The 13434-nt window shown below is 72.7% G+C and carries 11 protein-coding genes; 7 read left to right on the forward strand and 4 right to left on the reverse strand.

Annotated features, from left to right (window positions below; translation table 11 throughout):
• The first annotated feature begins 251 nt into the window (after window positions 1-251).
• The 4 genes from OG625_RS33995 (at window position 252) to OG625_RS34010 (ending at window position 4296) form a co-directional block, all read left to right on the forward strand.
• Window positions 252-806 carry a flavin reductase family protein gene (locus tag OG625_RS33995; RefSeq protein ID WP_329388655.1) on the forward strand — a complete coding sequence of 185 codons (555 nt, stop codon included), beginning with the start codon at window positions 252-254 and terminating at the stop codon, window positions 804-806.
• Between the two features lie 201 nt (window positions 807-1007).
• Window positions 1008-1793, forward strand: coding sequence for an electron transfer flavoprotein subunit beta/FixA family protein (locus OG625_RS34000; protein ID WP_329388658.1), 786 nt, complete (start codon window positions 1008-1010; stop codon window positions 1791-1793).
• Window positions 1794-1852: 59 nt separating this feature from the next.
• Window positions 1853-2815, forward strand: coding sequence for an electron transfer flavoprotein subunit alpha/FixB family protein (locus OG625_RS34005; RefSeq protein ID WP_329388660.1), 963 nt, complete (start codon window positions 1853-1855; stop codon window positions 2813-2815).
• A gap of 182 nt (window positions 2816-2997) precedes the next feature.
• Entirely contained in the window at window positions 2998-4296 is a 1299-nt protein-coding gene (locus OG625_RS34010) for a DUF6986 family protein (RefSeq protein ID WP_329388662.1), read from the forward strand.
• A gap of 30 nt (window positions 4297-4326) precedes the next feature.
• On the opposite strand, the gene OG625_RS34015 is transcribed toward OG625_RS34010, so the two are convergent.
• Window positions 4327-6615, reverse strand: a complete 2289-nt coding sequence (locus tag OG625_RS34015) for a WD40 repeat domain-containing protein (protein WP_329388664.1) — start codon at window positions 6613-6615, stop codon at window positions 4327-4329.
• Window positions 6616-6784: 169 nt separating this feature from the next.
• On the opposite strand from OG625_RS34015, the gene OG625_RS34020 reads away from it, so the two are divergent.
• Window positions 6785-6979, forward strand: a complete 195-nt coding sequence (locus tag OG625_RS34020; RefSeq protein ID WP_329388666.1) for a hypothetical protein — start codon at window positions 6785-6787, stop codon at window positions 6977-6979.
• On the opposite strand, the gene OG625_RS34025 is transcribed toward OG625_RS34020, so the two are convergent.
• Window positions 6969-7958, reverse strand: a complete 990-nt coding sequence (locus OG625_RS34025; RefSeq protein ID WP_329391198.1) for a LacI family DNA-binding transcriptional regulator — start codon at window positions 7956-7958, stop codon at window positions 6969-6971. The two genes, OG625_RS34020 and OG625_RS34025, sit on opposite strands and share 11 nt — an antisense overlap.
• Before the next feature lie 189 nt (window positions 7959-8147).
• Here OG625_RS34025 and OG625_RS34030 point away from each other — a divergent pair, with 189 nt between their 5' ends.
• Window positions 8148-9185, forward strand: a complete 1038-nt coding sequence (locus OG625_RS34030; RefSeq protein WP_329388669.1) for an NUDIX hydrolase — start codon at window positions 8148-8150, stop codon at window positions 9183-9185.
• Window positions 9186-9241: 56 nt separating this feature from the next.
• On the opposite strand, the gene OG625_RS34035 is transcribed toward OG625_RS34030, so the two are convergent.
• Entirely contained in the window at window positions 9242-9940 is a 699-nt protein-coding gene (locus OG625_RS34035; RefSeq protein ID WP_329388671.1) for an MBL fold metallo-hydrolase, read from the reverse strand.
• A gap of 107 nt (window positions 9941-10047) precedes the next feature.
• Window positions 10048-11412 (reverse strand): dipeptidase, encoded by a 1365-nt coding sequence (locus OG625_RS34040; protein WP_329388673.1) that lies wholly within the window; start codon window positions 11410-11412, stop codon window positions 10048-10050.
• A gap of 310 nt (window positions 11413-11722) precedes the next feature.
• Here OG625_RS34040 and OG625_RS34045 point away from each other — a divergent pair, with 310 nt between their 5' ends.
• Window positions 11723-12943, forward strand: coding sequence for a geranylgeranyl reductase family protein (locus tag OG625_RS34045; protein ID WP_329391201.1), 1221 nt, complete (start codon window positions 11723-11725; stop codon window positions 12941-12943).
• The last annotated feature ends 491 nt before the right edge of the window (window positions 12944-13434 follow it).

Genomic DNA, 13434 nt, shown 5'->3' on the forward strand with positions numbered 1-13434 from the left:
TGGGCTGGGCCTGGACGCGCCGGTGCGTGCGCCCGCACGCAGCGTGACGCGCCTGACATCTGCCTCGTCCCGCTTGACTGTGTACACGGGAGATCGCCAGGCTGGCGGCATGCGGTATGAACTCCTGCTCTTCGGCCGGGTCCACATAGACCTCGTCCGCCACGCGAGCGCGCGCTGTTGGGATCACTGAACGCCCCGACCCCTGATCCCCGACCGTGCCCGCGTTCGCCGCGGCAGAAGGAAAGCTCGCCATGACCGCTCCGACCGCCCCGACGGCTTCGTCCCCCCGCCCCGACACCGCCCGTCCCGGCTCGCCCGAGCTCCTGCGCTCCGTCTTCCGGCGGCACGCCGCCGGCGTCGCCGTGATCACCGCCTCGGACGGCGGGCGGCCGGTGGGCTTCACCGCGACCTCGCTCAACTCGGTCTCCGCCGACCCGCCCCTGCTCTCGTTCACGATCGGCACCGGGGCCTCCAGCTGGCCGGCGGTGCGCGACAGCGAGTACCTCGGGGTCCACATACTCGGCGAGCACCAGCGGGAGCTGGCGGGCGTGTTCGCCCGCAGCGGAGCGGACCGTTTCGGTCCGGCCACCGACTGGAGCACCGGCCCGCACGGGGTCCCGGTGCTGGACGGAGTGCTGGCGTGGCTGGTCTGCAGGGTGGTGGCGCGCGTTCCCGCCGGAGAGCACCGTGTGATCATCGCTGAGGCGGTCGCCGGCGATCCCGTCGGGGACCCTGCCGGGGATCCGGCGGGGCAAGGCAGGCCCCTCCTGTACCACCAGGGGCGCTTCAACGCGTTGCGCGACTGAATCGTCCCTGTTGAGGCGGGTTGGGTGGCGTTGGACAGATCACAGTTCACCGGCCTTGCGACTTGGCGGGTCCCACGATGTACTGACGAGTAACATTCCCATCGGAGCGCGGGCCGCCCCGACCGGGATCCGCCCGACAAGGCGCCTATGCTGCCTGCACAAGGCGGTATCAGTAAAAGACGATGCGGTAGGAGAGCCGGCGTGAGCCTGAGGATCGTTGTCTGTGTGAAGTACGTGCCCGACGCCACCGGCGACCGGCACTTCGCCGATGACCTGACCGTCGACCGCGACGACGTCGACGGCCTGCTTTCGGAGCTCGACGAGTACGCCGTCGAGCAGGCTCTGCAGATCGCCGATGAGGCCGACGACGCGGAGATCACCGTCCTGACGGTGGGCCCCGAGGACGCCAAGGACGCGCTGCGCAAGGCGCTTTCGATGGGTGCGGACAAGGCCATCCACGTCGAGGACGACGACCTGCACGGCACCGACGTCATCGGCACCTCGCTGGTGCTCGCCAAGGCCATCGAGAAGGCCGGCTACGACCTGGTCATCACCGGCATGGCGTCGACCGACGGCACCATGGGCGTGCTGCCGGCGATCCTGGCCGAGCGCCTGGGCGTCCCGCAGGTCACCCTGCTCTCCGAGGTCAAGGTCGAGGACGGCACCGTGACCGGCCGCCGTGACGGCGACTCCGCGAGCGAGCAGCTGGAGGCCTCCCTCCCCGCGGTCGTCTCCGTGACCGACCAGTCGGGCGAGGCCCGCTACCCCTCCTTCAAGGGCATCATGGCCGCCAAGAAGAAGCCGGTCGAGTCCTGGGACCTGGAGGAGCTGGAGATCGAGGCCGACGAGGTCGGTCTGGAAGGCTCCTGGACCGCGGTCGACTCCGCGGCGCAGCGTCCGGCGCGCACCGCCGGCACGATCGTCAAGGACGAGGGCGAGGGCGGCAAGGCGCTGGCCGAGTTCCTGGCCGGCCAGAAGTTCATCTAAGAACTTCGGCCAACCCCTCATAGCCCCCAGACACTTCGCAATAGCAGGAGAGCAGTCCCATGGCTGAAGTTCTCGTCTACGTCGACCACGTGGACGGCGCCGTCCGCAAGCCCACCCTCGAGCTGCTGACGCTGGCCCGCCGCATCGGCGAGCCCGTCGCCCTCGCCCTGGGTGCCGGCGCCGCCGACACCGCGGCCGTGCTCGCCGAGCACGGTGCCGTCAAGGTCCTGACCGCCGACGCCCCCGAGTTCACCGAGTACCTCGTGGTGCCGAAGGTGGACGCGCTCCAGGCCGCCTACGATGCCGTTTCCCCGGCCGCCGTGCTCGTCCCGTCCTCCGCCGAGGGCAAGGAGATCGCCGCCCGCCTCGCCGTGCGCATCGGCTCCGGCATCATCACCGACGCCATCGACCTGGAGGCGGGTGACGAGGGCCCGGTCGCGACGCAGGCCGCCTTCGCCGCGTCGTTCACCACCAAGTCCCGTGTCTCCAAGGGCACCCCGGTCATCACCGTGAAGCCGAACTCGGCCCCGGTCGAGGCCGCTCCGGCCGCCGGCGCCGTCGAGGCGCTCGCCGTCACCTTCGGCGCCCTGGCCACCGGCACCAAGGTCGTCTCCCGCACCCCGCGCGAGTCGACCGGCCGCCCCGAGCTGACCGAGGCCGCGATCGTGGTCTCCGGCGGCCGCGGCGTCAACGGTGCCGAGAACTTCCACATCATCGAGGAGCTCGCGGACTCCCTCGGTGCGGCCGTCGGCGCCTCGCGCGCCGCCGTCGACGCCGGCTGGTACCCGCACTCCAACCAGGTCGGCCAGACCGGCAAGTCGGTCTCCCCGCAGCTGTACATCGCCTCCGGCATCTCGGGCGCGATCCAGCACCGGGCCGGCATGCAGACCTCGAAGACCATCGTCGCCATCAACAAGGACGCCGAGGCCCCGATCTTCGACCTGGTCGACTACGGCGTGGTCGGCGACCTCTTCGCCGTCGTCCCGCAGCTGACCGAGGAGATCAAGGCGCGCAAGGGCTAATCGCCTGACCTGCGCTTCTCTTCGTAGCTTCGCTTCTCCGGGGCCGTGTGGTGTTTGTCACCGCGCGGCCCCGAGTCGTTTGTCCAGGACGGCCGAGGGACCATTGACGGAGCGGAATGCCATGACTAAATTCTGCTATGCGGATCTAAGCTTCCGTGAAGCGGAAAAGAGGAGAGTGCACGATGGGTCAGCAGGAGAAGGTGGCGACGAGCCTCGCAGGCGCGGTCAGCGAGGGCATCAGCGCCTCCCTCGCGCCGGTGGACGCGGAACTCGCGCGCCACTACCCGGGCGACCCCGGCACCCGTCAGCCCATCCACACGGTCTACGTACCGGGTGACGTCTTCGCGGCGGACACCATCCGCTCCTGGGGCGACCAGGCCCTCGCGGCCCTCGACGAGCACGCCCCGGACGCCGCCACCTTCGCCAAGGTGCTCGGCATCTCCGACGAGCTGGCCGTGCCGGTCTACGACCGCGTCCGCGCCAAGCTCGCCTCCGAGCCCATCGAGGACCTCCGTGTCGACTTCGAGGACGGCTTCGGCGTCCGCTCCGACGAGGAGGAGGACCAGGCCGCGGCCCGTGCCGCCCGCCTGATCTCCGAGGCGTACTCCAACGGCACCAATGCCCCCTACATGGGCATCCGCATGAAGTGCATGGAGTCCAACGTCCGCGACCGCGGCATCCGCACCACGGACATCTTCCTGTCCGGCCTGCTCGCCCACGGCGGCCTCCCGGACAACCTGGTCCTGACCCTGCCCAAGGTGACGTACGCCGAGCAGGTCACCGCCTTCGTCAAGCTGCTGGAGGCCTTCGAGACGGCCCGCGGCCTGCGCCCGGGCCGGATCGGCTTCGAGATCCAGATCGAGACCAGCCAGTCCATCCTGGCCTCCGACGGCACCGCCACCGTCGCCCGCATGATCGAGGCCTCCAAGGGCCGCGCCACCGGTCTGCACTACGGCACCTTCGACTACAGCGCCTGCGTCGGCGTCTCCGCCGCGTACCAGGCCAGCGACCACCCCGCCGCCGACCACGCGAAGGCGATCATGCAGGTCGCGGCGGCCGGCACCGGCGTGCGCGTCTCCGACGGCTCGACCAACGTGCTGCCGATCGGCACCACCGAGAAGGTCCACGAGGGCTGGAAGCTGCACTACGGCCTCACCCGCCGCGCCCTGGCCCGCGCCTACTACCAGGGCTGGGACATGCACCCGGCGCACCTGCCGACCCGCTACGCGGCCGTCTTCGTCTTCTACCGCGAGGGCCTCGAAACCGCCGCCGCGCGCCTGAAGGCGTACGTCGCCAAGATCGAGGGCGACGTGATGGACGAGCCCGCCACCGCCAAGGCCCTGGCCGGCTACCTGGTCCGCGGCCTCGACTGTGGCGCCGTGGGCGCCGAGGAGGTCACCGCCCTGACCGGCCTGACCCGCGCCGAACTCGACGCCTTCGCCATCCCGCGCCGCTCGGCAACGCTGACGGCGTCTGCCTGATCCTCGCTCTGCGCGCGGCCCGGCCCGGAGTCATCCGAGCCGGGCCGTTCGCATGCCGCGTGGATCGGGCAGCAGCCAGAAGCGCAGGGTGCCGTCATCCCCCGAGGCGGCCAGCAGACTCGCGTCGGGGGAGAAGGCGACACCCCGGACGCTGCCGGTGTGACCGGTCAGCGGCAGTCCGGTGGCGGGTTCGCCGGTCGCCGGGTTCCACAGCCGCACGGTTCCGTCCGCGCCCGCGCCGGCGAGCAGGTGCCCCTGCTCCGAGAACGCCAGGTCGTACACCTGCCCGGTGTGACCGGAGAGGCGGCGGCCGGGGATTCCCCGGTCGGTCGGATCCCACAGCCGGATCGTGCCGTTGACGTCGCCCGTGGCCAGCAGGCGGCTGTCGGGGGAGAAGGCCACGGCGCTGACCGTGCTCCGGTGAGCGTCCAGCACCCGGCCGGACCGCTGAGGGGCGGCGGGATCCCACAGGACCACCCGCTCGTCGATCGCGGCGGCCAGTACGCTCCCGTCGGGAGCGGCGGCGAGGGCGAACACGTCGGACACCGCGTCCGGACCCCGCGTGACCACCGCGCCGCCACCGGCCACGTTCCATACGACGACCCGGCCGTCCGGGCCGACCATGGCCACCTGCTGGACGGGGGCGCAGAACGCGACGTTCGCGATCAGGGACACGGGATGCGTCAAAGGCCCTACCGGGCGGTGGGCAGGCGTCCACAGCGCGGCTGGACCGCCGTCGCCGGGGAAGTGCAGCCCCCACGGCATGGTGCCGGCCGGCTCCCACAGGGCTTCGGGCAGCAGCGGGGTCCGTTCCGCCGGATCCCAGGTGAGGATCCGGCGGTCCTGGGCGCGGACGATGAGGCGGCGGCCGTCCGGCGCGAAGGCCAGCCGACGCAGCGCGACTCCGGTCTCCGTCGTCAGAGGCGGCAGAGCCACGGCCTGACGCTCCCGCAAGGCCGAGTCGAGGGCCCGTGCCGCGAGCGGCGGGGTGCGCGCGGATCCCGTGTACGGCTCGTCGTGGTAGACGACCACGGTGTTGCCCTCGCCGCAGGCGGCGAGCATCCGGCCGTCGGGGGAGAACGCGAGGCGGTCGAGGTCGTCACAGGGCCCGGGCAGGGCCGGGCCGGAAGGGGCGCCGGTCGACGGGTCCCACAGTCGTATGGTCCCGTCGTCGCCGATGGTGGCCAGGTGGCGGCTGTCCCGGGAGAAGGCCACCGCCAGGGTCCTGCGGTCGTCGGCCTTGGGCAGGCTACAGACGGGGGCGCCGGTCGCGGTGTCCCACAGCAGGGTCTCGTTCCGGCCGGCCGTGGCCAGCAGGGCGCCGTCCTCGGAGAACGCCGCCGAGAGCGGGCCGGTGATGTTCTCGGTGAGGGGTCCGCCGACGCTCGCACCGGTCGCGAGGTCCCACAGCCGCATCGCGTGCTTGCTCCTGAGCGCGGCCAGTATGCCCCCGTCGGGGAGGCAGACCAGTGCCCTGATCTCACCGAAGTGTCCGACCAGAGGCGGTCCGGCGGGCTCGCCCGTCGAGGTGTTCCAGCACTGCACGGTCTCGTCGTCGTCGGCCGTGACCAGGGTGTGGCCGTCCGCCGTGAAGGCGACCGTGTCGATGGGGTGCCGGTGGCCGCGCAGGGGTTCCCCCACCGGCTTGAGGGTCACGGCGTCCCACAGTCGCGCCGCGCCGTCCATGCCCCCGGTGGCCAGGAGGTGGCCGGTGGGCGAGAACGCCAGCGTGAGGTTTCCGGATCCGCAGACGATCTCGCCCAGGGCGGTTCCGTGGAGCGGATCCCACAACTGCACCACCCCGTTCTCGCCGTGGTCGCCGGCGACGGCGAGGAGACGGCCGTCGGACGAGAACGTCGCACACCGATTGCTCCCCGCACGCGTGGTGAGCACGTGGCCCAGGACGAAGCCGGTCCCGCCGGGGGAGAGCGACGCAGGAGCCGCAGGGGGCGTGCGCGGCGATGTGGCCGGTGCGGGTGGCGGGTGGTGCCGGACCGGCTCCCGGGCGGCCAGTTCGCGCCAGCGGCGGCGCCAGGGTTCCAGCTCGGGGGAGTTGTGGGGAGGGACGGGCCGCTCCTGCCCGAACTCGTCGTAGGAGTGGAGGATCCGGACCAGGCCCATGAGACGGTCCAGCCCCGGAAGCCGCTCCCCGCGGAACGCGTCGCTCTGGGTGGACACCGGAAGCCGGATCCCGGTCCGGGACTTCGCCGCGCGCGCGGCGAGCTCCCGGTAGGACCGATGGCCCCGCTCGAGCCGGAGCCGACGCAAGTCCGCCGCGAGCGACGCCAGTTCTTCGCTGAATGCAGGCACGCTGTCCATCACCGCACAGGTTAGGGCCGTGCTGGCCGTGGTGCCGGACAATCCCGAACAGTGCTGAACAGTGCCGTTCCGCGGCGGAAATCCGGCGGAAATCCGGCGGTGTCCGGTGGCGGTCCGGGTTCGTCCGGCGCATGCGGCGCGCGGGCGCCGGGGGCGGTGGGATCGAGGCATGACCACACCACCGGATACCGATCAGCCCTTCGTGACCCTGCACACCGCCGTCGTGCTGCTCGGTGCTCTGTTCGCCGGCTTCGTCGCCGGCGGGCTGAGCCACCTCGGCGGGGCACCTCCCGCGCCGGCGGTGCTGGCAGGGCTCGCCGCCGCCGGCGGGGCCGTGCCCGTGCTGCGTACGCTCATCCGCTGACGGGCGGGAGTTCGCCCGAGCCTCGGGGGATCAGGCGGGTCGGGAGTTCGATGCGGGTCGGGGGGAGGGCGGCGCCCGCCAGGCGTTGGAAGAGGCGGTCCGTGGCGACGCGGCCCAGGGCCGCCGCGTCCTGGGCCACCACCGTGATGCCCGGGCGCAGCAGGTCGGCCAGCTCGAAGTCGTCGAAGCCGACCAGCGCCACCGGGCGCGCCTGGGCGGCGAGGACCCGTACGACCGTGACGGTCACCCGGTTGTTGCCCGCGAAGACGGCCGTCACCGGCTCCGGGTCCGCGAGCATCGCGCGGGCCGCCGCCGCGACCCGCTCCGGGTGCGTGGAGCCGAGGGAGACCCAGGAATCGGCCACCGGCAGGCCCGCCTCCGCCATCGCGGCCCGGTAGCCGCGCAGGCGCTCCGTCGCCGTGTGGATGCGCGGGTGGTCCCCGATGAAGGCGATCCGGCGGTGGCCGCCCGCGATCAGGTGGGCGACCCCGTCGCGGGCGCCGCCGAAACTGTCCGACAGGACGACGTCCGCGTCGATGCGGCCGGCCGGGCGGTCCACGAACACGGTGGCCACGCCGGCCCGCATCTCCGGTTCCAGGTAGCGGTGGTCGTCCCCGGCCGGGATCACGATCAGTCCGTCCACCCGGCGCGCGCACAGGGCCAGTGCCAACTCCCGCTCCCGCTCCGGGTCCTCGGCGCTGGAACCGTTGATGAGCAGCGCTCCGTGCGCCCGCGCCACCTCCTCCACCGCCCGGTTCAGCGGGCCGTAGAAGGGGTCGGCGAGGTCCTCCAGGACAAGGCCGACGGTGGCGGTCCGGCCCTTGCGCAGCACGCGCGCGCTGTCGTTGCGGCGGAAACCGAGGGCCTCGATGGCCTCCTGGACCCGTTTCTCCGTATCGGGAGTGACCCCCGGCTCGCCGTTGACGACCCGGGACACCGTCTTCAGACCCACTCCCGCCCGGGCCGCCACGTCCTTCATGGTCGGCCGGTTGCCGTAGCGGGGCTCGGACGGGCGGCGGTTGTGGGCCACGGTGGGAAAACCTCCGGAGGTAGCGGGCAGCGCTCTGACCTTGAGGATAAGCACTCGGCTGATTAACGGGTTTCCATGGCAGGGTGGTGCGGGCAAGCCACTGGGGGCTCCGGACGAGCCATGGGGAGAGGGGTAGACGTGATTGTCTGGATCAACGGCACCTTCAGCGCCGGGAAGACCAGCACGGCCCGCGAACTGACCGGAATCCTGCCGGACAGCACCCTGTTCGACCCGGAGTTCATCGGGGACGCGCTGCGCGTGTTGCTGCCGCGCAAACGGCTGGCGGAGGTGTCCGACTATCAGGACCTGCCGAGCTGGCGCCGGTTGGTGGTCGACACGGCCGCGGCGATGCTCGCCGAACTGGGCGGCGTCCTCGTCGTACCGATGACGCTGCTGCGCCAGGAGTACCGGGACGAGATCTTCGGCGGGCTGGCGGCGCGGCGGATTCCGGTGCGGCATGTGCTGCTCGCCCCAGCGGAAACGATCCTGCGGCAGCGGATCGCGACCCGGGAGGAGCCGGGGGAGCCGGAGGAGGTGGACCTCCGGGTGCGCCAGTGGGCGTACGACCACATCCCCGTCTACCAGAACGCGCTCGGCTGGCTCACCGCCGACGCGCACGTCATCGACAACGGCGCACTGAGCGTGCTCGAGACGGCGCAGCGGATCGCCGAAGCCGTCCGCACCGAGACGGCCGGGCTGTGCGACATCGTGCAGACCCCGGAGCCCACGCGCGAGACGGTGGCCGCCGGAGTGCTGCTCTTCGACGAGCACGACCGGGTGCTGCTGGTGGATCCGACGTACAAGGCGGGATGGGAGTTCCCGGGCGGGGTCGTCGAGGCCGGCGAGGCCCCGGCCCGGGCGGGCGTACGGGAGGTCGCCGAGGAGCTGGGCCTCGTACTGGACCGGGTGCCGGGCCTGCTCGTCGTCGACTGGGAAGCCCCGCAGCCCCCCGGCTACGGGGGACTGCGGCTGCTCTTCGACGGCGGTCGGCTGACGGCGCGGGCGGCGGAGCGGCTCCGGCTGCCCGGGCCGGAACTGCGGGCCTGGCGCTTCGTCACCGAGTCCGAGGCCGCGGGGCTGCTCCCGCCGCACCGTCACGAACGCCTGCACTGGGCCCTGCGGGCCAGGGAGCGCGGTCACCCGCTGTACCTGGAGGCGGGGACCCCGGTCGGCTGACCGCGGTCCCCGGCCGGTCCGTTCCGTTCTGTTCCGGGCCGGTCCGCTCCGGGCCGTCAGGAGGGCGTGTCGGCGGCGGTCTTGGCCAGGGCCGCCGCGGTGTCCGCCGTCAGGGGGTCGCCGTGGCCGAAGCAGGCGACGGAGGGAGCGAGCGCGGCCAGCCGGCGGAAGGAGTCGACGGCCCGGGCGCGGTCCACGTTGAACACGCCGAGCATCAGCGGGCCGACGGCGGCGACGCAGTCGCCCGTGAACAGCACCCCGTGGTGGGGGAGGTGCACACCGATGCTGCCGTCCGTGTGGCCCGGCGCGTGGACCACGTACGCCCCGTCGCCGAAGCCCAGCGTGTCTCCGTCCTCCAGCTCCCCGTCGACCGGGGTGGGCGGGGCCCCGGGCACCACCGACAGGGCGTGTTCGTACAGCGGGACCTCCCAGTCCAGCAGTACCGGTTCGGGCACGGGCCGCTCGCCCCGGATCACGGGGGCGTCCAGCCGGTGGGCCAGTACGCGCGCGCCCCAGCGGGCGGCCAGCTCACCGGCCGCGCCGATGTGGTCGCCGTGGCAGTGCGTGAGGACGATCCGCTCCAGCCGCCCGGGCTCCAGCCCGAGGGAACGTATCGCCCCCTCGATCTCGGCGGCGGACCCGGCGTTGCCCGAGTCGATCAGGGTGAGGGCTCCGTCGTCCTGCCAGAGGTAGGCCTGGCCGATGGGGAAGCGGAGCATGTGGAGCCGGTTCGGGAGTACTTCGACGAGATCCATGCGGCGAACGTACGCACGACCGGGCGCCCGGGGCGCGCGACTTCGCCGGGAGCGCGGTACGCCCAGAGCGCACTGCGCCCTGGGCGTACTCGCACGTGTTGCCGCGGTCAGCCGCGCTTGGATTCCGCGTAGTTGACGAGGAAGAGGGCCTCCGCCACCGACAGGCGCTCCAGCTCCTGCGGGGACACGCTCTCGTTCACCGCGTGGATCTGCGCCTGCGGCTCGCTCAGCCCGATCAGCAGCATTTCAGCCTCCGGGTACAGCTGGGTCAGCGTGTTGCACAGCGGGATCGAGCCGCCCATGCCCGCGACCTGCATCTCCTCGCCGGGGTAGGCCTCCTGCAGGGCCGCCGCCATCGAGGCGTACGCCGGGCTGCTCGTGTCCGCCTGGAACGGCTGCCCCTGGCCCACGACCTCCAGCTCCAGCCGCGCCTGCCACGGGGTGTGCGCCACGAGGTGCGCCTCCAGCAGCTTGACGGCCGCGGCGGTGTCCACGCCCGGCGGCACGCGCAGGCTGATCAGCGCGCCGGCGCTCGCGTGCACCGACGGGGTGGCTCCGACCACCGGCGGGCAGTCGATGCCGAGCACCGTCACGGCCGGGCGGGCCCACAGCCGGTCCGCGATCGTGCCCTCGCCGATCAGCTCGACCCCGTCCAGCACCTTCGCGTCGGCGCGGAAGTCCGCCTCCGGGTACTGCAGGCCCTCCCACACCGCGTCCGAGGCCAGACCGTCCACGGTCGTCGAACCGTCCGCCGCGCGCAGCGAGTCCAGTACGCGGATCAGCGCGGCGAGCGCGTCGGGGGCGACCCCGCCGAACATGCCCGAGTGCAGGTTGCCGCCCAGCGTGTCGATCTTCACCTTGAGCAGGCACATGCCGCGCAGGGTGGCCGTCACCGTCGGCAGGCCGAGGCGGAAGTTGCCCGCGTCGCCGATGACGATGGTGTCGGCGGTCAGCAGCTCCGGGTGCGCCTCGGCGTACTGCTGGAGGCCGCCGGTGCCCTGCTCCTCCGAGCCCTCGACGATCACCTTCACGCTGACCGGCACACCGCCGTTGGCCTTCAGCGCGCGCAGCGCCAGCAGGTGCATGATGAACCCGCCCTTGCAGTCGGCCGCGCCGCGCCCGTACCAGCGGCCGTCGCGCTCGGTCAGCTCGAAGGCGGGGGAGATCCAGGCGGCGTCGTCGAGCGGCGGCTGGACGTCGTAGTGCGCGTACAGCAGAACGGTCGGCGCGCCCTCGGGACCGGGCAGGAAGCCGTAGACGGACTGGGTGCCGTCGGGGGTGTCGAGCAGGGCCACGTCCTGGAAGCCCTCGACGCGCAGCGCGTCGGCCACCCAGTTCGCGGCGGCCTCGCTCTCGCTCTTGGGGAACTGTGCCCAGTCCGCCACCGACTGGAAAGCCACCAGCTCGGTCAGCTCCTGCTTGGCGCGGGGCATCAACGAGGTGATGGTCTCGGCGATCGGATTCTGGGACATGGGCACGCTCCTCTTGGGTGCGACGTTGTGCGGTGTGTACGCCCCTGCATCCGCGGGGGTGTGCGTATGCCGGGTACGGCGAAAGACAGCCCCGATCCTCGCACAACGAGGTGAGGGGGTGTCTCGCTAGGATTTGCCCGGCATTGGAGCAACGGGTGATCAGGAGCAGCAACACATCGTGAGCAGCGACGACGACGTACGCGACGCAGGCACGGGCGCAGACGCGGAGCAGTCCGCGCGGGGGGTGGGCGACGAGGTGACCGGGGATTCCGGGGATTCCGGGGAGGTCGCGGAGACCGGGGAGGGCCGGGTGGGCCGGGAGACCGGCGAAGTGTGGGACGTGGTCGTGGTCGGGGCCGGGCCGGCCGGGTCGTCGGCGGCGTACGCGGCGGCCAGGGCGGGACGCAGCGTCCTGCTGCTGGAGAAGGCCGAACTGCCCCGCTACAAGACCTGCGGCGGTGGCATCATCGGCCCCTCGCGTGACGCCCTGCCGCCGGGCTTCGTCCTGCCCTTCAAGGACCGCATCCACGCGGTGACCTTCTCGCTGAACGGGCGACTGACCCGGACCCGGCGTTCGAGGCAGATGCTGTTCGGGCTCATCAACCGGCCCGAGTTCGACGCCGCGCTGGTCGCCGAGGCCGAGAAGGCCGGGGCCTCCGTCCGTACGGGTACGGCGGTGGCCAGGGTGGAGCAGCACGGCTCCGCGGTTCCCGACCGGCGCACGGTCGCCGTGGTGCTGGCCGACGGGGAGACCGTCCTGGCCCGTGCGGTGGTCGGCGCGGACGGCAGCGCGAGCCGGATCGGCGCGCACGTCGGCGTGGAGATGGAGCAGGTGGACCTCGGCCTGGAGGCGGAGATCCCCGTCCCTGAGACCGTCGCCGAGGACTGGAAGGGGCGGGTGCTCATCGACTGGGGCCCGCTGCCGGGCAGTTACGGCTGGGTCTTCCCCAAGGGGGACACCCTCACCGTCGGGGTCATCTCGGCCAAGGGCGAGGGCGCCGCGACCAAGCGCTACCTGGACGACTTCATCGCCCGCCTCGGGCTCGCCGGATTCGAACCGGCAGTCTCCTCAGGGCACTTGACCCGCTGCCGCAAGAGCGATTCGCCGCTCTCGCGGGGCCGGGTCCTGGTGGCGGGAGACGCGGCCGGGCTGCTGGAGCCGTGGACCAGGGAGGGCATCTCCTTCGCACTGCGCTCGGGGCGGCTGGCGGGGGAGTGGGCCGTCAAGATCTCCGAGGCGCAGGACGCGGTGGACGCGCGCCGCCAGGCCCTGAACTACGCCTTCGCGGTGAAGGCCGGGCTGGGCGTGGAGATGGGCGTCGGGCACCGGATGCTGACCCTGTTCGAGTCCAGGCCGGGGCTGCTGCACGCGACGATCACGGGCTTCCGCCCGGCGTGGCGGGCCTTCGCGCGGATCACCCGCGGCTCGACGACCCTCGCGGACCTGGTGCGGAGCCGGCCGCTCGCCCGCCGGGCGCTGCACGCGCTGGACGCCCGACAGGCCGCGGCGCGCGGTGGTGGGCGGGGGTAGCCGGTCCCCTGCGGGGGGCTCGGCGGTGTCCCCTGCCCTGGCGAGGGCTGCGGGTGGGGGCTGGTGTGGTGCCCCCTGGCGGGGTGTCGGGAGGGGGCCGGTGCGGTGTCCCCTGCGGGGGGCCCGGCCGGGTGTCGTACGGGTCCGGCTGCGCCGGGGGCTGCGTAGGGGGCCGGTGCCGGGGTGGGGTGTCGTCCGGGACTCATGATTTATGGCGCCTGGGCGTGGCTTCGTTGGTGGGGCCGGGTGCTGCGCCACACATCACGTTTTACGTCCCGGACAACACCCCACCCCGTCCCCGACCTGGGGGTCCCCCTCTGTCCCCGCTCGGGTGACGCTCTGTTTCCGTCTCGGGAGCTCTCCGGTCCTGGCCGGGCAAATCCAGCCCCTCCGGCGTTTGAGGAGTGGGGGTCCCCCCGGACGGAGTCTGGGGGAGGGTACGGGGCGGAGCCCCGGATCTTTGAGCCGCGCCGGCGATTGAGGCGCGGGGG

This window comes from Streptomyces sp. NBC_01351 (assembly GCF_036237315.1).
Classification (GTDB): Bacteria; Actinomycetota; Actinomycetes; order Streptomycetales; family Streptomycetaceae; genus Streptomyces.

Excerpts from the sequence above, each read along its gene's own strand:
- OG625_RS34025 (WP_329391198.1), bottom strand. The coding sequence starts at position 7,958 with ATGAAGGACGTGGCGGCCCGGGCGGGAGTGGGTCTGAAGACGGTGTCC.
- OG625_RS34010 (WP_329388662.1), top strand. The coding sequence starts at position 2,998 with ATGGGTCAGCAGGAGAAGGTGGCGACGAGCCTCGCAGGCGCGGTCAGC.
- OG625_RS34005 (WP_329388660.1), top strand. The coding sequence starts at position 1,853 with ATGGCTGAAGTTCTCGTCTACGTCGACCACGTGGACGGCGCCGTCCGC.
- OG625_RS34040 (WP_329388673.1), bottom strand. The coding sequence starts at position 11,412 with ATGTCCCAGAATCCGATCGCCGAGACCATCACCTCGTTGATGCCCCGC.
- OG625_RS34035 (WP_329388671.1), bottom strand. The coding sequence starts at position 9,940 with ATGGATCTCGTCGAAGTACTCCCGAACCGGCTCCACATGCTCCGCTTC.
- OG625_RS33995 (WP_329388655.1), top strand. The coding sequence starts at position 252 with ATGACCGCTCCGACCGCCCCGACGGCTTCGTCCCCCCGCCCCGACACC.
- OG625_RS34015 (WP_329388664.1), bottom strand. The coding sequence starts at position 6,615 with ATGGACAGCGTGCCTGCATTCAGCGAAGAACTGGCGTCGCTCGCGGCG.
- OG625_RS34020 (WP_329388666.1), top strand. The coding sequence starts at position 6,785 with ATGACCACACCACCGGATACCGATCAGCCCTTCGTGACCCTGCACACC.